The following is a 25839-nucleotide window of genomic DNA, read 5'->3' as shown; positions in this document are numbered from 1 at the left end:
TAACCCGTCCCGGCTGTCCCCCGAAGGCTCCCTGGGAATGGCCTGCGCCCCGGAACCTGCTAACCTGTGGGGTGACGGGCTTTTTGCCCGATCCCCAGCTGGCGAGCCGAGGCCCCCATGCCCGAAGCCGATGTCCTGATCCCCATCCAGATCTTCTTCCAGAAGTCCGACCTGGTCATCACCTTCCTGCTGATCCTGATCGGCATCGCCTTCGGCAACCTGACCATCAAGGGCGTGGGCTTCGGCTCCAGCGGCGTGCTGATCGCCGCCATGGTGGCGGGCTACTTCTACCAGTTCGATCCGCTGCCCATCCTCGCCGATCTGGGCATCGTCCTCTTCCTGCTGTGCGTGGGCCTGGAGGCCGGGCCCAGCTTCTTCCGGGCCTTCAAGCAGCACGGCCGGCGCTTCATCACCAACGTCCTGGTGCTGCTGGCCATCTCCGGCGTCAACACGGTGGCCATCATCGCCCTGTTCGGCATCCCCGTGGGGGTGGGGCTGGGGCTGTTCGCCGGGGCCTTCACCTCCAGTCCGGCGCTCATCAGCGCCCTCCAGTTCAGCCCCGAGCAGGAGGTCATCTTCGGCTACGGCGTGGGCTATCCCTTCGGGCTGATCGGCGTGATCCTGTTCATCAGCATCGCCGTCCGCCTCCTGCGCGACAAGATGGCGGCGGAGCTCCGGGGCCGCAGCCGCCTGCACGCGGCGGTGTACAAGCTGGAGAACGAGGAGCTCCACGGCAAGCTGATCCGCGACGTGGACCTGTTCCAGCAGCACGACGTGGCGGTGTCCGGCATCCTGCGCGGCCTGTCCGTGCGCTCCGCCAGCGGCAGCTCGGTGCTGCAGAAGGGCGACATCCTGCGCCTGGAGGGGGTGCCCGAGGAGGTGGCGGCGGTGGGCCGGGCCATCGGCGAGGAGGTCCAGGAGGCCTTCGACGAGCACGCCGAGCTGGACACCCGCTCCATCGTGGTGGAGAACACCGCGGTGGTGAACCGGTCCCTGCGGGACCTGGGCCTGCGCCTGCGCTTCAACGCCTCCCTGACCCGGGTCATGCGCGCCAACATGGAGTTCGTGCCCAGCGAGGACGAGACCCTGGCCTACGGCGACGTGGTGGTGGCGGTGGGCACGCCCTACCAGCTGGACCAGCTGGAGCTGTTCCTGGGCCACGAGCACCACACCGTGCAGCGGCGGGTGGACATCGGCTCGCTGGCCGCCATCCTGTTCCTGGCCTTCGCCCTCGGCGGCCTGGTGGTGCCCCTGCCCGGGCTGGGGCCCTTCTCCCTGGGGATCGCCGGCGGCGCCCTGGTGGCCGGGCTGATCTTTGGCCACTTCGGCCGCATCGGCAATTTCATCGGCCGCTTTCCGCGCAACGCCACGGCGGTGCTCAAGGAGCTGGGCCTGGCCCTGTTCTTCGTCCAGGTGGGCCTGGAGACGGGCCAGAGCTTCGTGGAGTCTTTGGACTTCCAGGCCGTCTACTACGCCTTCTACGCGCTCCTGCTGGCGGTGGTGCCCATGGCCGGCAGCTTTCTGATCGGCCACTACCTGCTGCGCATCCCCATCAGCGAGTGCTTCGGCGTCATCTGCGGGGGCATGACCTTCACCCCCGGCCTGGACATCATCCGCCGCGTGGACAGCTCGGAGCGCCCCATCGTGGCCTACTCCTCCGTCTATCCCGTGGCCCTGATCCTGGTGATCGCCCTGGTGCAGGGCATGCACCTGGCCCTGGCGGCCCTGGGGGCCGGCGGCTGACGGCCCGGCCCATTGAATCCGCCGCCCGGGACCCGCACAATCCGGGGGTGTTTCTTTACCTGAATACTCGGGAATAGATCCGGGCCGCCACGGTGGTCCGGAAACGGGGCGAGCACCTTGAGCCAAGCCGAAACCACCGCCGCCGAGCCGCTGGCGCTCGACAACAGCTACCTGCGCCTGCCGGAGGCCTGCTACGCCCGGGTGGGGCCCACCGGGGTCTCCCAGCCGCAGCTCCTGCGCCTCAACGCGGAGCTGGCCGAGGAGCTCGGCCTCGACGCCGAGGCCCTGGCCGCCCCGGAGGGCCTGGCGGTCCTCGCCGGCAACCGCGTCCCCGAGGGCGCCACGCCTCTGGCGCTGGCCTACGCCGGGCACCAGTTCGGCAACTTCGTGCCCCGGCTCGGCGACGGCCGGGCGGTGCTGCTCGGCGAGGTGGTGGACCGCGCCGGGGTGCGGCGCGACGTCCAGCTCAAGGGCTCGGGGCGCACGCCGTTCTCGCGCGGCGGCAGCGACGGCCGCGCCTCGCTGGGTCCGGTGATCCGCGAGTACCTGGTGAGCGAGGGCATGGCCGGCCTCGGCATCCCCACCACCCGCGCCCTGGCCATGGTGGCCACGGGCGACCCCGTGCTGCGCCAGCAGGTGGAGCCGGGCGGGGTGCTCACGCGGGTGGCGGCCAGCCACGTGCGGGTGGGCACCTTCGAGTACTTTTTCCGGCGCGGCGACCTGGACACCGTGCGCGCCCTGGCCGACTACGTCATCGGGCGCCACTACCCGGAGCTGGCCGAGGCCGCGCAGCCGTACAAGGCGCTGCTCGGGGCGGTGGCCGACCGCACCGCCGACCTCGTCGCCGACTGGCTGCTGGTGGGCTTCATCCACGGCGTGATGAACACCGACAACGTCTCCATCGCCGGGGAGACCATCGACTACGGCCCCTGCGCCTTCATGGACGACTACCACCCGGCCACGGTGTACAGCTCCATCGATCGCCACGGCCGCTACGCCTACGACCAGCAGCCGAAGATCGCGCAGTGGAACCTGGCGCGCCTCGCCGAGACCCTGCTGCCGCTGATCTCCGACGACCCGGACACCGCCGTGGCGGCCGCCCACGAAGTCCTCGATCCCTTCCAGGACCGCCTGAACGCCCGCTACCACGCCGGCCTGCGCCGCAAGATGGGCCTGATGGAGGAGCGCGACGGCGACGAGGACCTGGCCCTGGACCTGCTCGCCCGCATGGCGGTGCAGGGGGCGGACTTCACCCTCACCTTCCGCCGCCTCGCCGACCTGAAGCGCGAGCCCGGGGAGGCCGACGAGGCCGTGCGCGCGCTGTTCGCCGACCCGGAGTCCTTCGACGCCTGGGCGGCGGCCTGGCGCCAGCGCCTCGCCGCCGAGGACAGCGACGATGCCGCCCGCCGCGCGGCCATGCGCGCGGTGAGCCCCGCCTACATCCCCCGCAACCACCGCGTGGAGCAGGCCATCGAAGCGGCCATGAACGAGGGCGATCTCCGGCCCATCGACGACCTGCTCGCCGTCCTCACCGATCCCTACGCCGACCACCCCGGCTACGAGCACCTCGCCCGACCCCCCCGGCCCGAGGAGGTGGTGGCGCAGACCTTCTGCGGCACCTGAGGGGCCCGGGGGCAGGCCCGGAAGTGGGGTTCGCGACCGGGCGTCGTAAGCCGGTGGGCCCATCGCACGGGTTCCTTTCCAGTGCCTCCCCGGATCGTCGGGGCCGGGGGCTTCCGGTTTGAAAAAGATCCGGAAGGTATCGGTATCAAGCCCGCGCCCTGGTAGATTCGGGCTGGGAATGCAGGTCCGGATCGCCGTCCAGGGGAGCGCGGATGGAACCTCATGTCGGAATTTGAGCCCTTGTCTCCCCCCGGGGTGGAGCGCGTCGAGGTGGTGGGGGCCGTCGCCCCCGCGGAGGCGGTCGCCGATGCGGTGATCGCCGAGCTGCTGGGCCGGGAGGCCCCCGAGCCGCTGGGGCGCGGGGAGTTCTTTACGGGCCGGCCGGGTACGGGGGTGGTGTGCGGGGACGGGCGGGTTGCCAAGGTCCGGCTGGATCTGGAGCTGGATTGGGAGACCGCCCGGCGCTGGGCCCGACACGCCCTGGACGGCGAGCGGGCGCTGGGGCTGCACCATCCCGCCAAGACCTGGTTCCTGGCCCGGGTGGACGGCGAGAACCGGGTCGGCAACGTCGCCCCGCTCCTCGATCCCCTGCATCAGGCCCTGCCGTCCATGGGGGGGGACGATCAGCGCCGGATTCTGGGGCAGGTGCTGGAGGTCTACCTGGAGGCGGTCACGGGGACGGGGAAGCGTCTCGACGAAGGCCTGTCGAATTTCGGTCGGGATCGCCAGGGACGGCTGTACTACCTCGACGACGACACCTACGACTGGGACGATTTCCGGTCCCTTGCCGAGGCGCTGGGCAACTGGATCCGGTTGCCCCTGGACCTGGGGACGGAGGAACTGTCCGCCCTGGGCGAGGACCTGGGGTGCGGGGTGCTTCGGCATTTCAGCGACCCCCACTGGCTGCGGGTCCTGGCCCAGCGGCTCAACCGCCTGTTCGTGGCCAACGAGGAGCAGGCGGAGCGACGGGCGGCCCTGGTGGCGGGGGTCCAGTCCGGGCATCCTTCCTTCCGGGCCCGGGTGGCCGCCGCCGGGCAGACCGGGGAAACCGAGCCTGCCGGCTCCGAGGTCCTGGCCATCCTCGCCGACATCCACGCCAACCGCCCGGCCTTGGAGGCGGTGCTGGCGTACCTGGAGGCGGAAGGCATCTCCCGGGGCATCGTCCTCGGCGATGTGGTCGGCTACGGTCCCCATCCCCTGGGGTGCATCGAGCTCCTGCGCGATTCGGGGCTGACCCTCCTCAAGGGCAACCACGACCACGCCGCGGCCAATAGCCAGTCCCGCAAGGGCTTTTCCAATACGGCCTACTGGGTGATCGAGTGGACCCGCCAGGTGCTGGGCGAGGAGGCCAAGGGCTGGCTGGACGATCTGCCCTGCTGCCTGGAGGGGGAGGACTGGCTGGCGCTGCACGGCGCGCCGCGGGACCCCACCTTCTTCCACGGCTACGTCTACCGGATGACCTACGAGGCCAACCTGGACGAGCTCGCGGACCGCGGGGTGCCCATCTGCTTCCACGGGCATACCCACGTCCAGGGCACCTATTTCCGGACGCCGGAGGGAACGGACGGGTTTTCGGGGGAGGAGGGGCAGGATCTGCGCGAATGGCGGCACTGCCTCGTCTGCCCGGGCTCGGTGGGGCAGCCTCGGGACAAGAGCCCCGGGGCGGCGTTCGCCACCTTCGATCCCGGAACGGGGCATCTGGACTTCCACCGGGTGCGCTACGACATGGACCCGGTGCTTGCGGAAATGGAGGAGCAGGGCTTTCCCCCGCCCCTCCTGGACCGCCTGCGTACCGGGCGCTAGCAGGCTGCTGAAAAACTGTTGCGGAGGCCGTCTGCTGCGTTGCGCACTGCTCGCTCCTTCACCTACCTGATTGGTATGCCTCAGTCGCTGCGCGGTGTGCGCCTTGCATACGGCCTTCCTCTCGACGTTTTTCAATACCCTGCAAGAGGCGCGCGCCCGGGCCCCTCAGGGGCAGTAGGGCGCCACCTTGGGCAGGTTGTTCTTCATCGCCGCCCAGGCCATGCCCAGGTTGGCCTTCTTGCTGGTGATCAGGACCAGCAGGGCGTTGGGCTTGTCGGGGACCACGGACATGACGTGGTGGGTGTGGGTGGTGCCCATCTGCACCTCCTCGACGTGGCGCTTGGGCTCCTCGCCCCGCTGCTGGGCGATCAGGTTCTCCACGTTGCTGACCGTCTTGCCCCGGAACATGTCCACGGCGGCCGCGGCCACCGCGTCCAGGTAGCTCTGGGTGAAGTAGGGCACGTTGTGGGCCACGGACAGCAGCAGGCCGGAGTTCAGGTCCACCACGGCCACGCCCAGGGCCTCGTCCACCTGCTCCAGCATCTCTTCGGTAACGTCGTTCAGGCTTCCCGCCATTGGTGCGTCCTCCTAAGTGGCATGGGCTGGGGGAAGGCCTTCCCCCCGGGTATGAATCTGCCCCTGCGCAGGGGGCCGTTGGCTCCGGAGCGGCGGAGGGTTATCCGTCCACCATCGCGGCCAGGTCCTTGGCGGTATTGCGGCTCAGGGTCAGCAGCATGCCCAGATTGATTCCGGCCTTGGCGGCCACGGTCAGCAGGTGGCGGTTGTCGATGCGCAGGGTGGCCACGTAGCCGTCGTTGTTCTGGACGATGACGAACTCGTTGTCGCCCTGGCCCACGGTGTGCGCCATGGTGCCGCCCAGGCCCACCAGGGAGCTGCTCATGGCGGCGATCCGCTCGCCTGGGAGGTCGCGCCGGCTGTAGCCGGCCAGGGCGTGGCCGTCCTCGGTGGCGATGACGGCGCCCGTCACCTCGGTCTGGGATTCTAGAAGCTGTTTCAGGCGGGCCTGGTAGCCCTCGTGCTCGCCCACAGTGCTCAATGGCTTGTCCTCTTTGGCGTGGGGGGTCCTAGAGGGGGTTATTGGAATTCCAGCAGGGCCAGCAGCGTGTCCACCAGCATGAGAACGTCCTGTTGCTCCCGCGGGTCCACGAACAGCACGGGGGAGTCGAGCCCTTGCTCCGCCAGCCGGTCGTAGTAGGGCTGCGCATCCAGCTCCGGGGCGAGGTCGCTCCGCGTCACCCCGATCACGATCCCGGTTTCCTCGATGAGGTCCCGGAAGGAGCGAAGGTAGAGCTCCAGGTCCCCGGCCGGATCCCTGGCCGTGTGGTCGATGAGCAGGATGATCCCCAGGCTGCCGCGGGCCAGGATGGGCCACATATGGGCGAACCGCTCCTGGCCGGGGGTGCCGTAGAGGTGGAGCTTCTCTCCGCCCGGCAGGGTCAGCTCCCCGAAGTCCATGGCCACGGTGGTGGTCGCTTTCTGCAGGGCCACCTCGTCCGAGGCGGAGAGGTCCGTGCTCAGGGGCGGCTTCTCGCTGATCTGGGAGATGGCCTCGGTCTTCCCTGCACCCGTGGGCCCGGCGAAGACCAGTTTGATCTCGGACAAGTGCTTCCTCCTCCTGGCTATTCGCCGCCCGGCTGGAGACCGAGGCGCTGTTGGATCTTCCCGATGACCTCGGTCCGGGCGCTACCGCCCTTGCTCGTGTCCGGGCCGGTGGTGGTCACCGGGGCGGAGCGGACCGCTCCCGCCAGCCAGCCGGCGTTGAGGGAGCCGAGCACCTCCCCCGGATCCACCCCCGTCGCCTCGGTGATGGTCCCGGCGTCCGCCGCGTGTCCCTTCAGATAGGCCCAGACCCGGGGCTTGTTGGCCGCCATGGGAACCACCTGATAGTCGGGCCAGGCCTGGAGGGTGAACCCGGCGTCCCGGGGGATCTGGGGCAGCAGCCCGTCCCGCGCTCCGAAATAGGCCAGGAGCCATTCCAGCTGGGCGATGGGCCCCCGGTGCCCGACTTCCTCGGGCAGGCCTTCACGGATGGGCTGCCACTCCTTTTGCGTCAGGTCGGGGCACAGATGGGCGAATCCCCCGGTGTGGAGGGTGGTCACGAAGTAGCCCTTCTCCGGGCTGACGGCCAGGTAATGGCCATCCGCCAGGTCCAGGCGGAGATCCGGGCCCGGCGGCTCCCTGCGCAGCGGCTCGATGAGCTCGGCCACCTTCCGGCTGCAGGGCCCGGCCGGGGGGTTGCCCTCGTTCCCCGGAACCGGCTGGGAAAGCCCGGCGGGGCTCTCCGGCTCCGGGGTTTCCGAGACTTCCGCGCCGGCGCTGCGGAGCAGGGCCTCGGCCAGCTCCTGCGCCCGTAGGGGGTACACCAGCCCCGGTTGCCCCGGGGGCAGCCGGCCGGGGTCTCCGGACACCGCGACCACGGGGGCGTCCTCCTGCGAGGCCGTGGCTCCGGGCCCTTCGGAAGGCCCCTCCTGGTCGATGTCCACCAGCAGGACATCGGCCGGCTCCTCCCCCGATACGAGCCGCCATTCCCCTTCCCGCTCCAGGGCGACCCGTTGGAGGAACAGGGGCAGGGTGCGGAGGGCTTCCTCCCGCAGGCCTCTCGTTCCCACGCGGATTTCCTTCGGCATGCTAGGCCTCCTGCCTCCCGAATCCGGGCCGCCCGGATTCGGTCGGTCCGACCGGGTCTGCGTGTTTATTTCCGATTTTTGGGGTCGGGTTTAAACCGGGGGCGAATGATACCAATTTTATATTGGTTGTCATCCGCTTTTTGGACAGTCCTTCGGCCTTCCTGGAATTTGGGCATAACTTGCGGAATGGCCAGGATTTATTCCGGAATCCGGCCCTGGTTCGGGGGCTGGGCCAGGATGGTGTGGCGGTATGGAGGCCGACCCACAGGCCAGATTCCGGAAGACAGGGAGAGGTTTTGAAAAACAAACGTTGGAAAATGGCTGAACCTGCCATGTAGGTAAGTCGAGGCATCCCTTATCCCCCCGGTTCGGGATGTGCGGAGCGCGAAAACGAGCCTGGAAGGCAGTTTCGAAGTTATCCCCTTTTATCTTTCCAGGCGGTCTATTTGGTAAAGGATTATTTGATAAAATTCAATAACAGAATTTGAATGAGAAATTTTAAATATAAGGGAATTCTTGAAATCTGCTTCGGCGTTGGTTGGGAAAACGAGAGCCGGAAAAAGGACAGGGAGCCCTATTCGAGGGCACGGTAGATGCGGGGGTGGGCGGTTGTCGGAAGCTGCGGGCGGGGGCAGGGCGGCTGCGGCAGGGGTGGGTGGATTACCCATTCTGGGCGAAGGGGGTGGGGGCGCCGGTGTGGGTCAGGGTGAGCACATGCAGCGCCCGGGTGCAGGCCACGTACAGCAGGTGGCGGTCCATTTCGGTGCGGTAGTTGTCGGCGGTGGCCTGGGGGACGAGGACCCGGTCGAACTCCAGGCCCTTGGCCATGTGCGCGGTGCAGACGATGACCCCCGGGGCGAAGGAGCGGCTTTGCTCGGAGAGTAGGTGCGCCGGGAGGCCCGCCTCGGTCAGGGTCTTGTGGGCCTGTTTGGCCTGCCGCTGGGTCTTGCAGACGACGCCGAGGGTGTTGTGGTCCGAGGCGAGGAACTGTTCGGCCCGTGCGCACAGCTCCCCGTTCTCCGCCTTGCGGGTCCGGCAGGCGATCACCTCGGGCTCGTCGCCGTGGCGCTCCACGGCCTCCAGGTCCGGGTTGGGCAGGATGCGCTGGGCGAAGCGGGTGATCTCGTAGCTGGAGCGGTAGCTCTTGTTCAGGGTGACGCGGGAGGCCGACCAGAAGGCGTTCCGGATCTCCTCGGCGTTGGAGGAGCTGTAGGGGCTCACCGACTGGTGGGCGTCGCCGAGGATGGTCATGTTGCAGCTGAACAGCCGGGCGATGACCGCGTACTGCACCGGCGTGTAGTCCTGCATCTCGTCGATAAGCAGGTGCTTGATGGTGCGGTAGGGCGAGCGGATGCCCTCCAGGCGCAGCTTCAGGTAGATGAGCGGAAAGACGTCCGCGTACTCCAGCCGTCCGTTCTTCGCCGGCCGGAACAGCTCCGGGGCGCCGATCCAGTCGAAGAAGGCCTTGTAGGTCTCGCGCAGGGTGGACTGGCGGACCATGCCCTGGACGGCCTCCTTGAGCTGCTTGCGCTCCTCGGGCAGCAGGTCGTAGTTGTACTCCAGGCCGATGCGCTTCTCGATCTCCGAGGCCACCTGCTTGATGCGCTCCTTGGTGCCCAGCGACCGGTGCTTGCGGAAGGCCTCCTCTAGCACCCAGCCGGGCACCAGGCGGCGGGCGATCCACAGATCCTCGGCCTGGAAGCGGTTCTCCTCCACCTCGGCTGCGTACCGGCCCAGCTGGTCCAGGAGCTCCGGGGAGGCCTTGTAGCGCAGGCGCCGCTTCAGCTCATCGTCGTCCTTCTCCAGCAGCTCCGCCGTCTGCTCGAAGAAGGTCTGGAAGCGGTACTGGCCGCCCAGCAGTTCGTCGGCCAGGTCCTCCATGCCGATCTCGTCCACGTCCTCTTCGCCCAGCTCCGGCAGCACGTTGGAGACGTAGTCGGCGAACACCCGGTTGGGCGAGATGATGAGGATGTCCTCGGAGGAGAGGGTGTCCTTGAAGCGGTACAGCAGGTAGGCGATGCGGTGCAGGGCGATGGAGGTCTTGCCGGAGCCGGCGACGCCCTGGATGACCAGCACGCCGGCCTGGTCGTCGCGGATGATGGCGTTCTGGTCGCGCTGGATGGTGGCGACGATGTTCTTCATGCCGTCGTCGGAGGCGCGGGCCAGCTCCTCCTGCAGCACGTCGTCCACCACGTTGACGGAGCTCTCGATCATCAGCTGCATCTCGCCGTCGGCGATGCGGAACTGGCGCTTGCGCCGCACCTCCCCCGCCACCTGCCCGGTGGGGGACTCGTAGCGCGCCGGGCCGAGCTCGTAGTCGTAGAACAGGCTGGCGATGGGGGCCCGCCAGTCGTGGACCACGTCGGTCTTGTCGTGGTCGTCGTGGAAGTGGTGGATGCCGATGTAGACGGGCTCCGGCTCCGCCGCGCCGGCGGCGACGAAGTCGAAGCGGCCGAAGTAGGGGGAGCGCCGGAGCTTCTGGAGGCGCTTGCGGCGCTCCTGTACGGCCTCGCCGGTGCGCACCGACTGCTGGACCTGCTCCCGGGCGGCCACCTTCTCCGCGTGGTCCATGTCCCCCCGGCTGTCCCACAGGTATTCCTTCTGCTCCCGGATCTCCCGGGCGTAGCCGTCGAGGCGCTCGTCCAGGGCGCCCAGGGCGCGCCGCAGGCGGGCCTGCACCTCGGCGAGGTGGCTGCGCTCCTCGAGCTCGGCGGCGGTCGGCTCGGCGTCGGGGTCGGTCATGGGCCAGGCGCGGTCGGTCTTCGGAGGGTGGGTGCAAGAGGGAGCGAATTATCCAGTTGGGGCCGGGGTCGGTCAAAGCCGGGCCCCGGGCCGTTGGGGCCAAGGGGGGGACGGGAACGGGCCGGGCTCAGGCGGAGGCGGTTTCGTCCCCGTCCCGGCGCCGGTCGAGCCAGACCAGCATGGCCGGGGTGAACAACAGGGTCAGGGGGGTGGCCAGCAGCAGCCCGCCGCTGATGGCGGTGGCCAGCTGGGTCCAGAACTGGGTGGAGGGGGCGCCGATGTGGAAGTCGCGGCCCACGAAGTCGATGGTGAGGCCGAAGACCATGGGCGCCAGCCCCAGGATCGTGGTCACGGCGGTGAGGATCACCGGGCGGGCGCGCTGGGCCCCGGTGCGCAGGGCCGCCTCCAGGGCGGACAGGCCCTGTTCCCGGCGCAGGACGTTGTAGGTGTCGATAAGGACGATGTTGTTGTTCACCACGATCCCCGCCAGGGCCAGGGTGCCGATGCCGCTCATGACGACGCCGAAGGGCTCGCCCCGCAGGAGCAGCCCCACCAGGACCCCGGCGGTGGAGAACAGGATGGCGGACAGCACCAGGGCGGCCTGGGTGAAGCGATTGAACTGGGTCACCAGGATCACCACCATCAGGGCCAGGGCGAAGAAGAAGGCCCACGTCAGGAAGCCCGTGGACTCCGCCATGTCCTCCCGCTCGCCCCGGAAGGCGTGGTCCACCTCCCCGGGCAGGGGGTCCTCGGCCAGGGTCCGCTCCAGGGCGGAGAGGCGTTCGTCCACCAGCTCTCCGCTGGCCACGTCGGCCTCCACGGTGTGGGCCCGGTTGGCGTCCCGGCGCTTGATGAGTCCGGTGGCCGGGACCGGCTCCAGCTCGGCGAAGTTGCGCAGGGGGACCAGGCCTTGCTCGGTGGGCAGGCGCAGGGTGGCGAGCTGCTGCAGATGGCGGGCGTCCGTGGGCAGCCGCAGCCGGATGTCCACCGCCTCGTCGGTGAACTCGGGGTGGTAGGTGCCCAGCAGGGTGCCCTCGGTGAGGGTCTGCAGGCCCTGGCCGAGCAGGGCGATGTCCACCCCGTGGCGGGCGGCCTCCTCGCGGTCCACCCGAAGCTCCACTTCCACCCCCGGCGGCGGGCGGTCGTCCTCCACGTCCGTGAATCCGCCCGCTTCCTCCATGCGCTGGCGCACCTCCTCCACCGCCGCCGTAAGCCGCTGCTCGTCCTCGCCGCGGACCTCCACCACCACGGGTTTGCCCGAGGTGGGGCCGCGCTCCTGCTCCCGCACCTGGATCTTCAGTCCGGGGAGGTCGGCCAGCCGGTCCCGGAGGGCTTCCAGGATTGCCGTGGCGGGAGGGCGGGTGCGCCAGTCGGTGAGCTCCAGCTGGATGATGCCGATGACGTCCTCGGCGAGGTCGCCCTCCAGGCGACGCTGCTGGGAGACCAGCGTACGGGCGTAGCGCGTCTTGATGCCTGCGGTGCCGGCGATGCGCTCCTCGACGCGGCGGACCAGGTCGTCCGCCTCCCACACCGAGAGGTCGCCACGCGCCTGGATCTGGATCTGGGCGAAGCGGGGCTCGATGTCGGGGAAGAAGGAGACGCCCCGGCCGTGGGCGGCCCAGGCGGTGTAGACGGCGGCGGTGACCGCGGCCACCGCCAGGAGGGTCCGCCCGGGGCGGCGGCAGGCCGCGGCCAGGGTGTCCACGTAGGCGCGGTTGACCCGCCCCAGCTCCTCCCAGCGTCCCGCCTCGGCGGCCCGGATCTGGCGCGTCATCACGGGGTTGAGGGCCCGCCGGGGCCCGGCCACCGAGCCCAGGGTGGGGACGAAGATCAGCGCCATGGCCAGGGACAGCAGCAGGGTGGCGATGACCGTGGCCGGCAGGTAGACGATGAACTCGCCCACCACGCCGGGCCAGAAGAGCATGGGGAAGAAGACCGCGAGGGTGGTGGCGATGGCGGTGGTCACCGGCCAGGCCATGCGCGCCGCGGCGTCGCGGTAGGCGGCCTGGCGCGGCTGGCCCCCGGCGATGTGGCGGTCGGCCAGCTCGGCCACCACCACGGCGCCGTCCACCAGCATGCCCACCACCAGGATGAGAGAGAACAGCACCACCAGGTTGAGGGTGAAGCCGAGCAGGTCCAGGGCCAGGATACCGCCGAGGAAGGCCCCGGGGATGGCCACCGCCACCAGCAGGGAGGCGCGCACCCCGAGGGCGGCGACGATCACCAGCACCACCAGGAGGACGGCGGTGATGACGTTGTTCTCCAGGTCGCCGAGGAAGTCGGCCACGTCCTCGGCGGCGTCCTGCAGGTAGCGCACGTCCAGGGCCTCGGGGGCCCGCTGCCGGGCCTCCTCGATGACGGCCCGGGCCTCGTCCACCACCTCCAGGATGTTGGCCCCGCTGCGCTTGCGGATCTCCAGGGACAGCGCCGGGTTGCCGTCGACGCGGGCGAAGCTGTCCGGGTCCTTGTAGGTCTGCCGCACCTCCGCCACGTCCCCCACCCGCACCACCGTGCCCTCGCGGCTGCGCAGGGCGATGTTCTCCACCGCGTCGGGGCCCTCGATGGTGCCGGGCACCTTGACGGAGATGCGTCCGGCGCCGGTGTCCATGCTGCCCGCGGTGACCAGGAGGTTGTTGCGCTGGATGGCGGCGGTGAGGTCGGCGTAGGAGAGGTTGTAGGACTCCATGACGAGGGGGTCCACGAGGATCTCCATGACGTCCTCGCGCTCGCCGCCGATGTCCACCTCCAGGATGCCCGGCCGGGATTCCAGGCGGTCGCGCAGGTCGCGGGCCGTCTCCAGCAGGGTTCGCTCGTCCACGGGGCCGGAAAGGGTGGCGGTGAGCACCGGGAACAGCGAGACGTCCACCTCCGCCACCTGGGGCTCCTCGGCCTCCTCGGGGAGCTCCGGCTCCGTCTGGTCCACCTGCTCGCGCACGTCGGCCATGGCCCGCCCGCTGTCCCAGCCGGGCTCGAAGTCCAACCGCAGCATGGCGAAGCCTTCGCCGGCCCAGGAGCGCATCTCGTCCAGGCCGGCCACGGACTGTAGCTCCCGCTCCAGGGGGCGGAGGAGCAGGCGCTCGGCGTCCTCGGAGGTGATGCCGGGGTAGGGGACCGTGACGAAGTAGATGGGGATGTCGATCTCCGGGCTCGCCTCCTTGGGGATGGTGGCGTAGGAGATCGCCCCCAGCACCAGCAGGATGCCCAGCAGGAGGAGGATCGCCCGGGCACGGCCCACGGCGGCGGCGATGAGCGCCCTCACGGGCCGCCCTCGCCGGGGGCGGGGGCGGCCTCGGTGTGCACCGTTTCCCCGGCCCGCACGAAGCCGCCGCCCACGGTGATCAGGGTCAGCGCATTCGGCGGGCCGGTGACCCAGACCCCCTGCTCGTCGGCGCGGATGATCTCCGCCTCATGGAAGACCACCTCGCCGTCCTCCACGGCCCGCAGCCCGAGCTCGCCGTCGTCGTTCAGGACCAGGAGGGAGGGGGAGACGCGGTGGGCCTTCGTCTCCGCCACCGGGATCACCACCTCGGCGCTGATCCCCGAGGGCAGGTCGCCGTCGGGGTTGGGGAAGGTAGCCTCCAGGCGAAAGGTGCGGGTGGCGGGGTCGGCCAGCGGGGCGACGAAGGTCACCTCGCCCTCGGCGCGGCGGCCGTCCAGGAAGCGGATGCGCGCCTCCTGCCCCGGCTCCACGTCGCCCTCGCGGTGCTGGGGGACCTGCACGACGGCCAGCAGCGGGTCGTTGACCACGATCTCGGCCACCTGGCCCCCCAACTGCAGGAAGTCGCCGCGCTCGGCGATGCGGCGGTTCACGGTCCCGCCCATGGGGGCCTTGATGCGGGTGTGCTCGATGTCCAGGCGCACCGCCTCCACCTCGGCCCGGGCCGCCTCCAGCTCCGCCTCCTTCACGGCCACATTCAGCTCGCCGATGAAGTTGTCCTCGGCCATGGCTTTGGTGGCCTCGTAGTCGCTCCTGGCGCCGGCGAGCCGGGCCTCGGCCCGGCGGAGCTGGGCCTCCCGATCGTCCATCTTGAGCCTGGCCAGGAGGTCCCCCTCCGCCACCCGGGCGCCGCGGGGCACGGCCCATTCGGCCACCTGCCCGGCGGTCTCGGCGCGGACTACCATGTGGCGATCCGGCTCCACGTCCCCCTGGAGGACCAGCAGTTCCTCCACCGGCTCGGCGCGGCGCTCGGCCACGCCCACGGTCATCGGCCGGGGCTCCTCCCGTCTTTCGGGCCCGGGGCCGGGGCGGGTGAGCAGGCCGGAGAGGATCCACGCCGCCGCGACGAGGAGGACGGCAGCGATGACGAGGGGGCGGCGGGGGATGCGGGGCATGACAGTCTCCGGTGTCCGGAACTTCATTCTCGCGGCGGGCTTACCGAGCGGTCAAATGTCCGGGGCGCGACCGTTCCTGGTGCCTGTGGCAGCGTTGCTATCCTGGGGGTTGGGCGAGCCACGAAGGGAGAAAGCCATGCGCCGCATCATCGAGGTCGCCACCCACGACCGCGAGGAGCTGGTGGACATCACCTTGCAGGTGGAGGGCGTGGTGCGGGAATGCGGGCCCCCGGACGGCCTGGTGTCGGTTTACGTGCAGGGGGCCACCGCGGGGATTATGATCCAGGAGAACTGGGACGACAGCGTCCCCCGCGATGTGGTCCGGCTGCTCCGCGACGCGATTCCGCGCGGGGTGTGGGAGCACGACGCCCAGGACGGCAACGGCGACTCTCACCTGAAGTCCGGCCTGGTGGGCCCCTCCGAGACCATCCCTCTGATGGACGGCCGCCTGGGCCTGTCCACCTGGCAGGGCCTGTTCCTCTGCGAGTTCGACGGGCCGCGCCAGCGGCGGTCGGTGGTCTGCACCGTGCTGGCGGATGGCTTCGACTAACGTCCACGCCCGCAAATTTTTTGTCCCCAAGGGGACCAGCCTTCCCCAGCCGCCCCGATGCCCCTACATCTCCCACCGACCTGGAGGTACGGACTTCAGGTGAAACCGGTGGGAGAGCCGGATCAGGGGCCGAACGAGCAGCTGGGCACTGCCCAGGATGAACAGCCAGACCCCCGCCTCCTGCCAGGCCTGCCAGAGAAAGGCGATGCTGCCCAGCAGGAACCAGAGCCCGATGAGGAAATCGTTGAGCATGCTGGCGACCTGATACCGGTTACGGATGAGCAGCTCCTCCCGGCCGAGCCGAACGGCAAGCTCGGGCTCCCCCTCCCGACTCCTGACCTCTTCTACATGCTTACGGGCCACGGCGATCCTCCTGTCGATCCTGTGCGGTATACCTCCCCCCTATAAAGGGGAAGGCGCAGTGGCCGCAACGTTCCGGAACAGGTGTCGGCGGTCTTTACGGGACGCCGCGGTCCGGACAGGGATCCGGACAAAAACGTCAAAACCTTTTACAGGGGAGGCGTCGGTGTATATTCAATACAGTTTGCATTATTATAAGTTGTTGATTTAGATATTTTTATTTTTTGGTATCAAGGTTGCATTTGCAGAAAGGACAGGACTTTTTAGGGATTCCGGGAAAACGTTCATATCAAAGAAAATGGGGTGGCGCATGGATTCTTCTGCCGAAGAACAAACGGCGGTTTTCCTCGAAAAGAACGGCTTGTTGGAGGTGGAGGGGGTCCTGGACGGGACCGGCCGGGACGCGGTCGCCCGCGATGCCTCCCCGGAGACAGGACGCAGGCTGCGGGGATACCGTGAGGGGGACTGGCAAACCGCCCTGCGAGGGCTGACGCAGCAGGGCCACGATGCGGACGAGTCGGACCTGTTTCTGGAGCCCGCCTGGTTCCTGAACCTGAGCCGCGTCGTCGACCTGGTCGGGAGCCCGGTGCTCTATTCGGTGCGTTCCACGGACAGCCCCTCCATGCCCGACGCCTCGTTTCCTATGCGGGCCGTCGGGGGCGCCGCTGGCCGGCGGTTGGAGGAGCTCTCCCATCCCCATTCGCCGCTCTTCGGCCCCATCCGGCACCAGCCCTTCCGGGAGGCCACGGAACTGGCCGAGTCCTTCGTGGACACCGTCAGCGCGGAGCGTCCCCGCTGGGACGTCATCGGCCTGGACAAGATGGACCCCACCCGGCCGTGGTACGGGGCCCTCCGCGCCGCCCTCCGGAACCGGGGCTGGTGGGTGCAGGAGTACTACTGCTACGGGAACTGGTATCTGCCCACGGACGGCGTGACCTTCGATCGATACATGGCGGATCGGCCCTCCTCCCTGCGGAACACCGTGCGCCGCAAGACCCGGCAGTTCCTGCGCCAGCCGGGGGGCCGGCTGGCCATCTACGACTCCCCCCGGGGTCTGGAGGAGGGGATCTCCGCCTATGAACGGGTCTGGAACCGGAGCTGGAAGCGTCCGGATCCGAATTTCCACGTCACCGCCGAATGGATGCGCCGTTGCGCCGAGCGCGGGTGGCTGCGTCTGGGCGTGGCCTGGCTGGGGGGGACTCCCGCCGCCGCGCAGCTGTGGGCGGTGCACCGGGGCACCGCCTACATCCACAACCTGTGCTTCGACGAGGACCTGAAGGCTTTCTCCCCCGGGACCATCCTCACCGCCCGGCTCATGGAGCGGGTCCTGGACGAGGACCGGGTCCGGGAGGTGGACTACCTGATCGGCGACGAGCCCTACAAACGGAAATGGATGACCCACCGGCGGGAGCGCTGGGGCCTGCGCGCCTTCAACCCCCGCACCCCCAAGGGGATCGTGCAGGGGGGCTGGAACATCGGCGGGAGCTGGGCCAAGCGGCGGCTGCGCAGCCTGGTGCCCGGGAAGGCGGGCTGAGGGCGGGGCCCGAGGGGCGGGGACGATCGGGCTTCAGCGCAGCTGGCTGTCCTTGCTGCCGCGCCGGTTGAAGTGGCTGTGGGGCCGCTGCTTCGCGTCCCGCTCGGACTGGCAGGGGACGCAAAGCCGCACCCCCGGGATGGCCTCGCGGCGGGCCGGGGGAATCTCCGCCCCGCATTCCTCGCAGTGCCCCAGGCTCTCCCCCTCGGGGAGCTGGCTGCGGACCCGGAGGAGCTCGTCCTCCACGGTATCCTCGATCTGCTGCTGGATGTCGCCGTCCTTCGCCCAGCCGCCGGCCATGTCCCCCTCCTTCATGGAAGCCTGTAAGGAGGCCCCAGGTCCCGGCCGCGCACCCGGAGGGGAGGGGTTTCCGGTGCGCGACCGCGGCCGGAGCCTGTTCCTGTGAGACGGCTCCCGGCCCTTCGGGTTCCCAGGGGCTCACGGTTCGGCGCCGAGGGGGAAGCGCCAAGTGCGCTCCCCCAAACGCACCTCCGCGCGATCGAGGCCCCCGCCCTCCGGCAGCCGCAGCACCCCGCAGGGCCGGGTGAGCGCCTGGGTTACCATGGCATCCTCCGGGGGCGCCCGGACGGTTACCCGAACCCTGAGGGTTCGGCCTTGCCGGGTGACGGCGGACTCGTCGAGGGCCAGGCGGTAGCCGCCGGTGGACCGGGTGCCCCCGCCAATGGCGACCAGGGTGCCGGTCCCCTGTGCCTCCTGAACCTCCAGGCCGGACAGATCGAAGCCCGTCGCGTCGCTCCCGTCCGCCGGGACCCGGACCGCGGTGGGCTCCGCGGGGCCGCACTGGGACCCCCGCATCATCCAGACCGGCTCCCGAAACGGAACGCCCCCGCCCAGGGCCGCATCGGCCCCCGGCACCAGCCAGACGGCCAGGGCCAGCCCCCGGCCGAGGGTCTTCCACCACCCGCTCATGGCCCCTATCCTTTCGCCGTGTCCGCCCCTGTCCGCACAAGGTATCCTCCGGGGATCCTCCACAAGGCGGGGAACCACCGCAAGGTGCCCCGGTCATGCCACCGGCTTCCGAGGGTTCCTGGAGACTCCTTGTTGCTGCATCGTGGTGTTCTTTCGCGCCCGGCCCGGTGGCCCCCAGGCCCGGGCCGACCGGAGGAGCCTTGTGGAACCTCGCATACCGTTCAGTGCCTTGCTGGCGGGGCTGCTGGCAATGTCCCCTGCCGGCGCCCAGGACGAGGAAACCCTGGAGCCGGTGACGGTCACCGCCCCGCGCCTGGAACGGCCGCTGGCGGAGACCCCGGCGGCGGTGACCCGCGTGGAGGGGGAGGAGCGGCGCGCCGGCCGGCCCGGGCGGACCCTGGACGAGGGGCTGGAGGGGGTGCCCGGCCTGTATTTCCAGAACCGCCACAACTTCGCCCAGGGGCTGCGCATCTCCTCGCGGGGGTTCGGCGCCCGTGCCGCCTTCGGCATCCGGGGCCTGCGGCTGCGCCAGGACGGCCTGCCCCTGACCCTGCCCGACGGCCAGTCCCAGGTGGACACCGTGGACCTGGACGCCGTGGAATCGGTGGAGGTGCGCCGCGGGCCGGCCTCCGTGCTCTACGGCAACGCCACCGGCGGGGTCATCGACCTACGCACGGCCGAGGGCTTCGCCATGGAGCGCAGCCCGGTGGTGCGGCTGCAGGCGGGCTCCCACGCCATGCGCAAGGCCAACGTGCGGGCCGGCGGCACCCGCGGCGACTGGGGCTATCACGCCTCGGCCACGGCCTTCGCGCAGGACGGCCACCGGGAGCAGAGCGCGGCGGAGAAGTACCTCGCTCGGGGCAGCGCCACGGGGCGCTTCGCCGGCGGCCGCGAGCTGCGCCTCATCGCCGGGGCCATGGACACCCCTTTCGCCGAGGATCCCGGCGGCCTGACCCGGGAGGAGTTGGAGGCCGATCCCGGTCAGGCCGACCCGGACGCCGTCACGCTGGACGCCGGCCAGAGCGTTGACCAGCAGGACCTCGGCGCGGTGTGGACCGACCCGGCGAGCCTGCCCGGCGAGCTCACCGCGCGCGCCTTCGCCAGCCGGCGCGATTTCGAGCAGCAGCTGCCGTTCTATTTCGAGCAGGACGGGGAGCCGGCCGCCGAGAACCGGGTGGGCTACCGGCGGTGGTTCTATGGTACGCGGCTGGAGTACGCCGACGAGGGCACCTGGGGAGCCGTGCCGGTGGAAGGGGTGGTGGGCGTTGACGTGGACCGCCAGGAGGACGACCGGGTGCGCCACGTGGTGGACGAGGAGCGCACGGTGCGCGAGCAGACGGTGGACGAGCGCCAGACCGCCACCGCTGCGGGCCTTTTCAGCCGGGTGGGTATGGCGGTCACGGACGCCACGGGGATTACCCTGGGCCTGCGCGTCGACCGTCTGCGCCTGGCCATCGACGACCACCTCGCCGATCCGGTGGACGACTCCGGCGCCCGCACCTTCACCGAGACCAGCGTCGGTCTGGGGTTGACCCACGCCGTGGGCGACCATACCTTCTACGCCAACCTGACCACCGCCTTCGAGAGCCCCACCTTCGTAGAGCTGGCCGACCCGGCCGGGGGCGGCGGCTTCAACCCGGACCTGGAGCCCCAGCGGGCGGTGAACCGGGAGTTGGGGGTGCGCGGGCCGGTGGGGACCCTGGGTGCCTACGACCTGGCCCTGTTCTCGGTGCGGGTGCGCGACGAGCTGGTGCCCTTCGAGCGGGACGGCCGCACCTTCTACGAGAACGCCGGGGCCACCCGCCGCGAGGGCCTGGAGGCCGGACTGGAGCTGGAGCCCGCCGCCGGCTGGAATCTGCGCGCCGCGCTCACCCTGGCGGACTACCAGTTCACGCGCTTCCGCGACCGCGCCGGCGAGGACTCTGCCGGCAACGAGATCCCGGGCCTGCCCCCCTACCACGCCGGCCTGACCCTGCGCCGGTCCTGGGAGCGGGGGTTCGCCGAGGCCGGGCTGCGCCATGCCGGCCCCACCTACGCCGACAACGCCAACACGGCGGAGGTGGATGCCTACACCGTCGCCGACCTGCGCGCCGGTTTGCGCTGGCCCCTGCCGGGGGAGCGGCTCCTGACCCTGTACGGCGGGGTGGAGAACCTGGCCGACGCCGACTACGTGGCGAATGTCCGCGTGAACACGGGGCCCGGCTACTTCGAGCCCGCCCCGGGCCGCACCGCCTACGCGGGGGTGGAGGTGGGCTTCTGAGGCGCTGGCCGCTGCCGGCGCCCGTTTTATCGACCATGGAGAGCCGCATGACGACCCTTACCCGACCCAACTGGCGGGCCCAGCTGGGCAGCTGGGTCGAGTCCGCCCGCGTGCAGCGGGTCATCACCGCCCTCATCCTGATCAACGCCGTCACCCTGGGCCTGCAGACCTCCGAGCGAGCCGTGGAGGCCGCCGGCGGGCTCCTGTACGTGCTCGACCGCCTGGTGGTGGCGGTGTTCGTGGTGGAGATCGCCGCCAAGCTGGCGGCCTTCCGTGGGGCGTTCTGGCGCTCCGGCTGGAACGTCTTCGACTTCCTGGTGGTGGCGATCTCCGTGATCCCCGCCGGCGAGCAGTTCGCCGTCCTGCGCGCCCTCCGGGTGCTGCGGGTGCTGCGGCTGACCACGGTGGTGCCGCAGATGCGCTCGGTGGTGGGCTCTCTGCTGGCGGCCCTGCCCGGCATGACCTCCATCATCGGCGTGCTGCTGCTCATCTTCTACGTCGCGGCGGTCATGGCCACGCAGCTCTACGGCGACCGGTTCCCCGACGACTTCGGCCACATCGGCATCTCCATGTACACCCTGTTCCAGATCATGACCCTGGAGAGCTGGTCCGAGGCCATCGTCCGCCCGGTGATGGAGGTCTATCCCTCCGCCTGGCTGTTCTTCGTGCCCTTCATCGTCGTCACCAGCTTCGCCGTGCTCAACCTGTTCATGGCCCTCATCGTGGACTCCATGCAGAAGCTGCACGCCGCCGAATGGGAGGAGGAGCGCGAGGAGATCGGCGAGATCGGGGCCCGGGAGCGGGCCGCCATCGAGGAGGAGCTGGCCTCCCTGCGCGAGGAGCTGCGGCTCCTGCGCCGGGACATGGCCGGTGGCGGGCAGGGGGCCGAGGAACGGGACTGACCCGGCTCCGGGGCGGCGATCCCCTACGGCGACAGTGGCCGTCAGCCAGCAGAAATCGGCGGTTTCCCGGAGGAAGGCGGAAGATATACCCTTGCCGCGATAGCCGGAAGAATTCGACGCGGCTGGTGGTCGTCCGGGACGCCTCCCGGACCCCAGAAAGGAGCTGACTCCCATGAAAGGCGACGCCAAGGTCATCGACTACCTGAACCGGGTGCTCACCAACGAGCTCACCGCCATCAACCAGTACTTCATGCACGCCAAGATGTGCGAGGACTGGGGCCTGAAGAAGCTGGCGGAGGTGACCCGCAAAGAGAGCATCGAGGAGATGCACCACGCCGAGGAGCTCATGGACCGCGTGCTGTTCCTCGAGGGGCTCCCCAACCTCCAAGACCTCGGCAAGCTGCGGGTGGGCGAGGACGTCCAGGAGCAGCTGCGCAACGACCTGGGCCTGGAGCAGGACGCCATTCCTCTGCTTCGGGAGGCCATCGTCTACTGCCGCGACAACGGCGACGAGGTCTCCAAGGACCTGTTCCAGCGCATCCTGGACGACGAGGAGGAGCACGTGGATTTCCTGGAGACCCAGCTTGAGCTTATCGACAAGGTGGGCCTCCAGAACTACCTGCAGACGCAGATGGAATCGGCGGGGTAGGGCCCGGCCCCCGGACAGGTCGATGCGGGAGGTCACCGTAGAGCCCGGTACGGCGCCGGAGCAGGCGCCCCGGGCCTTCTTCCTCGGGCGAAGCCGCAAGGAGGTGGTGGCGGTGCTCGATCGCTGGCCGGGCTGCGGCTACCTGTATCTCAAGGTGCGGGCCGGGGACGGCGGGATCTTCATCCTGCGCCGGGAGGAGGCCACGGGCCGCTGGGCGCTGCGGCTGTTCGACGCCGGCCCGGGGAGGGGGCGGCCGCCCCTGTCGGGGGCTTGATCACGCACAGGAGAGGGAGGCGGCAATGCGCATGGGGATCACGGTTTTCCTCGGGGCGGCGCTGCTGCTGGGCGGCTGCGCCGCCGTGGATATCGGCAGGGACTTCCAGCTTGCCACCTTTGAGGAACGGGTCGAGGTGGGCGAGACGCAGCGTACGGAAGTGCGGCGCTGGCTCGGCGAGCCGGTGAGCACGGGCCAGTCCGTGCAGCCCGACGGCACGCGCCTGGAGGAGTGGGTCTACTACCACGGCCGGGGCACCCTTCCGGGAATGTCCGACGCCCGGCTCAAGACCCTGGAGATCCAGTTCCGCGAGGAGGGTGTGGTGGAGAGCTACAAGTGGAGCGGGGAGGACGACTGAGGGGGCCGCCGGAAAGTTTGAGGGAGGGCCGGGAAGGGGCCGTGGAGGCCCCTTCCGCCTTTCGGGCGCGCCTCAGCCGAAGATGTCGTCGGCGATGGCTTCGTACCAGCCGCGGGTGTAGCGGGCCTCGCGCATGCGGAAGAAGCTGTCGGCGTCGCTGGGGCTCACGCCACCGGCCTCCTCGATGCTGCGCAGCTCCTCGTCCTCGTAGCGATAGACGGCGGCCACGCTGATGCCGTACTCCGGACCCACCAGGCTGTAGCAGGTGTTGACCAGGGAGGGGTCCGGCATGTCGTGGCCCCGGAACCGGGAGACGATGGCGGCCGCCGTCATCTTGCCATGGTTGTTGGCCGCGAAGCCGGACTTGGGCATGTCCCCGGCGATGGCCGCGTCGCCGATGACGTGGACGTTCGGCTGGACCGTGGATTCGAAGGTGCGCTGGTCCACGGGGCACCACCCGGAATCGTCGGTGAGGCCCATCTCCCGGGCGATCCGCCCCGCTCGCTGGGGCGGGATCACATTGAGCACGTCCACCTCGTGCTCCTCGAAGCCTTCCTGAGTCAGGACCTTGCGCGCCCCGGGCTCCACCCGGTCGATGACGCCGCCCTCGGAGCCGGGCACCCATTCGATCATGTCCCCGTAGAGCTCGGCCCAGCCTTCCTCGAATAGGCCCTGCTTGGAGAACTTGTCCTTGGCGTCCAGGACCAGGACCTTGGAGCGGGGCTTGTGCTCCTTCAAGTAGTGGGCGATTAGGCTGACCCGCTCGTAGGGTCCGGGCGGGCAGCGGAACGGGTTGGCGGGCGGGCACACGGCCACCGTCCCGCCGTCCTCCATGGCCTCGAGCTGGCGCCGCAGGATGCGGTACTGCTCGCCCCCTTCCCAGGCGTGGGGCACCTCTTCGGTGTCTCCCTCGTCCATGCCTTCCACCTCTTCCCAGCGGAAGTCGATGCCGGGAGAGACCACCAGGCGGTCGAAGTCCAGGGCCTCGCCCCCGGCCAGCTCCACCCGGCCCTTCTCCGCGTCCCACCCGGTGACGGTGTCCTGGACCACCTGGACGCCATGCTCCTTTTCCAGGGCACTGTAGCTGTGGCGCAGGCTGTCCAGCTCGCGGAAGCCGCTCAGGTACCAGTTGCCGCCGAAGCAGGTGTAGTAATGGGCGTTGCGCTCCACCAGCGTCACCGACACGGAGGGGTCGTACTTACGCAGGTATTTGGCGCAGGTGGCGCCGCCGGGCCCGCCGCCGACCACCACCACGCGCTTGGACCCGGAGCGTTCGGCGGCCCCCACGGCGGGTCCGCCGAGGGCCGCCCACAGGCCAGCGGCGCCCCCTGCCTGCAGGACCCGGCGCCGCGTCCAGCTACCGTTCGCGGAATTGTTGCCGGCCATGTCGGATCCTCCTCAGTCCAGGTTGGCGATGTAGGCGGCGATGGCCCGGATCTGCTCCTCGCTGTACCCGGTGGCATGCCGTTCCATGACCGTGGCGTCCTCGTCCCGGCCCTCGCGGAAGGTCATCAGCTTGTTCACCAGCCCCTCCTCGGTGAAGTCCCGGATGGAGGGCATGGAGCCCGGTCCCTGGCCCTTGCTGCCGTGGCAGGTGAGGCAGCTGTTGCCCATTACCTCGCCCGCGCTTATGGGCCCCTCGGCTCGAGCGTGCGCGACCGGCAGGGCCAGGAGGCCCGCCAGGCACGCCGCCATTGCCGTCTTGTTGCTCCGCATGGATACCTCCTTGGGCGCGGCCCGATTGGGGGTCGTACTGGCGCCATACAAGGACTGTGCCGAGTGTACGGAGAGCCGCTCCCAAGGGGTCCGCTTGGATCAGGACCCATTGGCGCGCCCAAGTGTCACGACAAGATGACAGTCCTCCTGCCAGCTTGGCAGTGGGGCTGGACCCGGCACGCTAGGGACCGTGCCGGGCCATGCTTAAGGGAAGAAAGCATTTGCGGTACAGGTACTTCACCGGCTCGGGGATGTGGCGCGTCCAATAGCCCTGCCGGGCCCCCGTATGGCCGTTGGCGAGCATCCCCCGGACGCCATCGGGACACAGAATCTCCCCCTTCTCGTAGGATAGGGTGGCCTTGCCCGAGATCCGGCAGATCTTCACGGCCTGCTGATGGGAGCTCTCGATGAACAGCCTGGCGTCGAGCCGCTTGTAGATCCGGCCCTTCATGTGGGCGAGGTGCTCTTCGTGGCCCCGTTCCTCCGCGGAATGCCCATCCATCATGTACAGGTGGTTGAACCGTATTCCGTTTTCCCGCAGCCACCGTTCCGTGATTCCCCGGTAGCGCTCCAGGCGGCTGGTGACCAGGTACCCGATGGTCTGGCTCGGGACGTGCCAGGCCGGTACCCGTTCCAGAAACGTCCGGTACCTGGGTCCGTCGTCGTTCTCCTCCGGGGTCGGGTCCCGGCACAGGACCCCGTCAATGTCCACGCAGGCCTGGTTCAGGAGGTCCTTGTGCATGAGGTTCCATTCGAAGACCCGGGGGGGATCGAGGGGAATCAGGCCCAGGTCGAGGTCGTAGCGGGAGGCGGGGTCGTAATAGACCGCGGCCGTCAGGCACCACGGCCGGAGGCCGGAGGCCACGAGGCGTTCGGTCACCTTGGCCATGGAGCCCCCGCTCAGGATGGAATCGTCCAAGACCAGGGGGCGGCGGGCCTCCCAGCTGGTGCCGAAGCGTAGATGGGGCGGCATGATCTTGGTGTCCCCGAACCAAGGCGCCGCTCCGCCGAGGAAGCCGTCGATATCGATCAGGGGCAGGTTCCTTTGGGTGGCGAGCAGGCTCGCCGCCAACATGCCGCTCCGTGGTATGCCGACCACCAAGTCCACGTCTCTTGGTATCCGCGGGGAGCTGTGCAAAAGGTCCCGGCTCAGGTCGGATACGTTCTTGTACTGCATGGTCGGCTCCTCGGGCAGCGGTGCTGGAGGATCCATTGGCAGGTTCGGGACGGGGGCAAAGAGTGCTGGTCGGCGCCAAAACGGGACTGAAAAGGGGCCTTCCAGCCATTTACGTTTCCCTTTGGGGTTCAGTGTAGACACAACAGAAATAAACAAAAAAGGGGAGAATCGGTTGTCATGATTTTTGTCGGCAGCAAAGGTCAATTTTGCCAAGTTGCGCCGGAGGATCTGTAAAACA

General features: G+C 69.5%; 23 protein-coding genes. 10 read left to right on the top strand and 13 right to left on the bottom strand.

Features of this window, described 5'->3' with window-relative positions; genetic code table 11:
• Window positions 1–117: 117 nt before the first annotated feature.
• The 3 genes from ACLFRB_RS09160 to ACLFRB_RS09150 all read left to right on the top strand — a co-directional run bounded on the left by ACLFRB_RS09160 (window position 118) and on the right by ACLFRB_RS09150 (window position 5169).
• The gene (locus ACLFRB_RS09160) at window positions 118–1743 is read left to right on the top strand and encodes an aspartate:alanine exchanger family transporter (RefSeq protein WP_411068710.1); all 1626 of its coding nucleotides are present in this window, start codon (window positions 118–120) and stop codon (window positions 1741–1743) included.
• Window positions 1744–1860: 117 nt separating this feature from the next.
• On the top strand, window positions 1861–3366 hold the full coding sequence (locus ACLFRB_RS09155) for a protein adenylyltransferase SelO (RefSeq protein ID WP_411068709.1): 1506 nt from the start codon (window positions 1861–1863) through the stop codon (window positions 3364–3366).
• 222 nt (window positions 3367–3588) lie between these two features.
• Entirely contained in the window at window positions 3589–5169 is a 1581-nt protein-coding gene (locus ACLFRB_RS09150) for a metallophosphoesterase family protein (RefSeq protein ID WP_411068708.1), read from the top strand.
• A 165-nt stretch (window positions 5170–5334) separates the two neighbouring features.
• On the opposite strand, the gene ACLFRB_RS09145 is transcribed toward ACLFRB_RS09150, so the two are convergent.
• From ACLFRB_RS09145 to ACLFRB_RS09115, 7 genes are all read right to left on the bottom strand, one after another.
• Window positions 5335–5745 carry a hypothetical protein gene (locus tag ACLFRB_RS09145; RefSeq protein WP_411068707.1) on the bottom strand — a complete coding sequence of 137 codons (411 nt, stop codon included), beginning with the start codon at window positions 5743–5745 and terminating at the stop codon, window positions 5335–5337.
• A 100-nt stretch (window positions 5746–5845) separates the two neighbouring features.
• The gene (locus ACLFRB_RS09140; protein WP_411068711.1) at window positions 5846–6217 is read right to left on the bottom strand and encodes a roadblock/LC7 domain-containing protein; all 372 of its coding nucleotides are present in this window, start codon (window positions 6215–6217) and stop codon (window positions 5846–5848) included.
• A gap of 47 nt (window positions 6218–6264) precedes the next feature.
• Window positions 6265–6792 carry a GTP-binding protein gene (locus ACLFRB_RS09135; protein WP_411068706.1) on the bottom strand — a complete coding sequence of 176 codons (528 nt, stop codon included), beginning with the start codon at window positions 6790–6792 and terminating at the stop codon, window positions 6265–6267.
• A 17-nt stretch (window positions 6793–6809) separates the two neighbouring features.
• Window positions 6810–7799: a hypothetical protein gene (locus tag ACLFRB_RS09130; RefSeq protein WP_411068705.1), complete on the bottom strand. Its 990-nt coding sequence runs from the start codon at window positions 7797–7799 to the stop codon at window positions 6810–6812.
• A 678-nt stretch (window positions 7800–8477) separates the two neighbouring features.
• Window positions 8478–10559, bottom strand: coding sequence for a HelD family protein (locus ACLFRB_RS09125; protein WP_411068704.1), 2082 nt, complete (start codon window positions 10557–10559; stop codon window positions 8478–8480).
• A gap of 127 nt (window positions 10560–10686) precedes the next feature.
• Entirely contained in the window at window positions 10687–13818 is a 3132-nt protein-coding gene (locus ACLFRB_RS09120; protein WP_411068703.1) for an efflux RND transporter permease subunit, read from the bottom strand.
• Window positions 13815–14891 carry an efflux RND transporter periplasmic adaptor subunit gene (locus ACLFRB_RS09115; RefSeq protein WP_411068702.1) on the bottom strand — a complete coding sequence of 359 codons (1077 nt, stop codon included), beginning with the start codon at window positions 14889–14891 and terminating at the stop codon, window positions 13815–13817. The genes ACLFRB_RS09120 and ACLFRB_RS09115 overlap by 4 nt, the downstream gene beginning before the upstream one ends.
• A 136-nt stretch (window positions 14892–15027) precedes the next feature.
• Here ACLFRB_RS09115 and ACLFRB_RS09110 point away from each other — a divergent pair, with 136 nt between their 5' ends.
• Complete coding sequence (locus tag ACLFRB_RS09110; protein WP_411068701.1) at window positions 15028–15441, top strand: secondary thiamine-phosphate synthase enzyme YjbQ; 414 nt, start codon at window positions 15028–15030, stop codon at window positions 15439–15441.
• 63 nt (window positions 15442–15504) lie between these two features.
• Here ACLFRB_RS09110 and ACLFRB_RS09105 read toward each other — a convergent pair whose 3' ends face one another.
• Window positions 15505–15804, bottom strand: coding sequence for a YrhK family protein (locus tag ACLFRB_RS09105; protein WP_411068700.1), 300 nt, complete (start codon window positions 15802–15804; stop codon window positions 15505–15507).
• A 307-nt stretch (window positions 15805–16111) separates the two neighbouring features.
• Between ACLFRB_RS09105 and ACLFRB_RS09100 the strand changes: the two genes are divergently transcribed.
• A complete protein-coding gene (locus ACLFRB_RS09100; RefSeq protein WP_411068699.1) occupies window positions 16112–17335 on the top strand; it encodes a GNAT family N-acetyltransferase in 1224 nt (407 codons plus the stop codon).
• A gap of 33 nt (window positions 17336–17368) precedes the next feature.
• On the opposite strand, the gene ACLFRB_RS09095 is transcribed toward ACLFRB_RS09100, so the two are convergent.
• Window positions 17369–17635: a DksA/TraR family C4-type zinc finger protein gene (locus ACLFRB_RS09095; protein ID WP_411068698.1), complete on the bottom strand. Its 267-nt coding sequence runs from the start codon at window positions 17633–17635 to the stop codon at window positions 17369–17371.
• Between the two features lie 138 nt (window positions 17636–17773).
• On the bottom strand, window positions 17774–18265 hold the full coding sequence (locus ACLFRB_RS09090; RefSeq protein ID WP_411068697.1) for a protease complex subunit PrcB family protein: 492 nt from the start codon (window positions 18263–18265) through the stop codon (window positions 17774–17776).
• Window positions 18266–18467: 202 nt separating this feature from the next.
• Between ACLFRB_RS09090 and ACLFRB_RS09085 the strand changes: the two genes are divergently transcribed.
• The 5 genes from ACLFRB_RS09085 (at window position 18468) to ACLFRB_RS09065 (ending at window position 22708) form a co-directional block, all read left to right on the top strand.
• Window positions 18468–20525 (top strand): TonB-dependent receptor family protein, encoded by a 2058-nt coding sequence (locus ACLFRB_RS09085; protein ID WP_411068696.1) that lies wholly within the window; start codon window positions 18468–18470, stop codon window positions 20523–20525.
• A gap of 47 nt (window positions 20526–20572) precedes the next feature.
• Window positions 20573–21427, top strand: a complete 855-nt coding sequence (locus tag ACLFRB_RS09080; protein ID WP_411068695.1) for an ion transporter — start codon at window positions 20573–20575, stop codon at window positions 21425–21427.
• 172 nt (window positions 21428–21599) lie between these two features.
• Window positions 21600–22076, top strand: a complete 477-nt coding sequence (bfr, locus tag ACLFRB_RS09075; protein ID WP_411068694.1) for a bacterioferritin — start codon at window positions 21600–21602, stop codon at window positions 22074–22076.
• Between the two features lie 22 nt (window positions 22077–22098).
• A complete protein-coding gene (locus ACLFRB_RS09070) occupies window positions 22099–22350 on the top strand; it encodes a hypothetical protein (protein WP_411068693.1) in 252 nt (83 codons plus the stop codon).
• 25 nt (window positions 22351–22375) lie between these two features.
• Window positions 22376–22708 (top strand): hypothetical protein, encoded by a 333-nt coding sequence (locus tag ACLFRB_RS09065; RefSeq protein ID WP_411068692.1) that lies wholly within the window; start codon window positions 22376–22378, stop codon window positions 22706–22708.
• A gap of 72 nt (window positions 22709–22780) precedes the next feature.
• On the opposite strand, the gene ACLFRB_RS09060 is transcribed toward ACLFRB_RS09065, so the two are convergent.
• The 3 genes from ACLFRB_RS09060 to ACLFRB_RS09050 all read right to left on the bottom strand — a co-directional run bounded on the left by ACLFRB_RS09060 (window position 22781) and on the right by ACLFRB_RS09050 (window position 25601).
• Window positions 22781–24094, bottom strand: coding sequence for an FCSD flavin-binding domain-containing protein (locus ACLFRB_RS09060; protein WP_411068691.1), 1314 nt, complete (start codon window positions 24092–24094; stop codon window positions 22781–22783).
• 12 nt (window positions 24095–24106) lie between these two features.
• On the bottom strand, window positions 24107–24424 hold the full coding sequence (locus ACLFRB_RS09055; protein ID WP_411068690.1) for a c-type cytochrome: 318 nt from the start codon (window positions 24422–24424) through the stop codon (window positions 24107–24109).
• Window positions 24425–24605: 181 nt separating this feature from the next.
• A complete protein-coding gene (locus tag ACLFRB_RS09050; RefSeq protein WP_411068689.1) occupies window positions 24606–25601 on the bottom strand; it encodes a phosphoribosyltransferase in 996 nt (331 codons plus the stop codon).
• Window positions 25602–25839: the final 238 nt, after the last annotated feature.

Source organism: Thiohalorhabdus sp. (assembly GCF_046545655.1).
GTDB lineage: Bacteria > Pseudomonadota > Gammaproteobacteria > Thiohalorhabdales > Thiohalorhabdaceae > Thiohalorhabdus.
Note: the sequence above shows the minus strand (reverse complement) of the source record. Positions and strands in the feature narration are given on the sequence as shown.

Excerpts from the sequence above, each read along its gene's own strand:
- ACLFRB_RS09160 (WP_411068710.1), top strand. The coding sequence starts at position 118 with ATGCCCGAAGCCGATGTCCTGATCCCCATCCAGATCTTCTTCCAGAAG.
- ACLFRB_RS09150 (WP_411068708.1), top strand. The coding sequence starts at position 3,589 with ATGTCGGAATTTGAGCCCTTGTCTCCCCCCGGGGTGGAGCGCGTCGAG.
- ACLFRB_RS09145 (WP_411068707.1), bottom strand. The coding sequence starts at position 5,745 with ATGGCGGGAAGCCTGAACGACGTTACCGAAGAGATGCTGGAGCAGGTG.
- ACLFRB_RS09125 (WP_411068704.1), bottom strand. The coding sequence starts at position 10,559 with ATGACCGACCCCGACGCCGAGCCGACCGCCGCCGAGCTCGAGGAGCGC.
- ACLFRB_RS09115 (WP_411068702.1), bottom strand. The coding sequence starts at position 14,891 with ATGCCCCGCATCCCCCGCCGCCCCCTCGTCATCGCTGCCGTCCTCCTC.
- ACLFRB_RS09110 (WP_411068701.1), top strand. The coding sequence starts at position 15,028 with ATGCGCCGCATCATCGAGGTCGCCACCCACGACCGCGAGGAGCTGGTG.
- ACLFRB_RS09100 (WP_411068699.1), top strand. The coding sequence starts at position 16,112 with ATGGATTCTTCTGCCGAAGAACAAACGGCGGTTTTCCTCGAAAAGAAC.
- ACLFRB_RS09095 (WP_411068698.1), bottom strand. The coding sequence starts at position 17,635 with ATGGCCGGCGGCTGGGCGAAGGACGGCGACATCCAGCAGCAGATCGAG.
- ACLFRB_RS09090 (WP_411068697.1), bottom strand. The coding sequence starts at position 18,265 with ATGAGCGGGTGGTGGAAGACCCTCGGCCGGGGGCTGGCCCTGGCCGTC.
- ACLFRB_RS09080 (WP_411068695.1), top strand. The coding sequence starts at position 20,573 with ATGACGACCCTTACCCGACCCAACTGGCGGGCCCAGCTGGGCAGCTGG.
- bfr (WP_411068694.1), top strand. The coding sequence starts at position 21,600 with ATGAAAGGCGACGCCAAGGTCATCGACTACCTGAACCGGGTGCTCACC.
- ACLFRB_RS09070 (WP_411068693.1), top strand. The coding sequence starts at position 22,099 with ATGCGGGAGGTCACCGTAGAGCCCGGTACGGCGCCGGAGCAGGCGCCC.
- ACLFRB_RS09065 (WP_411068692.1), top strand. The coding sequence starts at position 22,376 with ATGCGCATGGGGATCACGGTTTTCCTCGGGGCGGCGCTGCTGCTGGGC.
- ACLFRB_RS09060 (WP_411068691.1), bottom strand. The coding sequence starts at position 24,094 with ATGGCCGGCAACAATTCCGCGAACGGTAGCTGGACGCGGCGCCGGGTC.
- ACLFRB_RS09055 (WP_411068690.1), bottom strand. The coding sequence starts at position 24,424 with ATGCGGAGCAACAAGACGGCAATGGCGGCGTGCCTGGCGGGCCTCCTG.
- ACLFRB_RS09050 (WP_411068689.1), bottom strand. The coding sequence starts at position 25,601 with ATGCAGTACAAGAACGTATCCGACCTGAGCCGGGACCTTTTGCACAGC.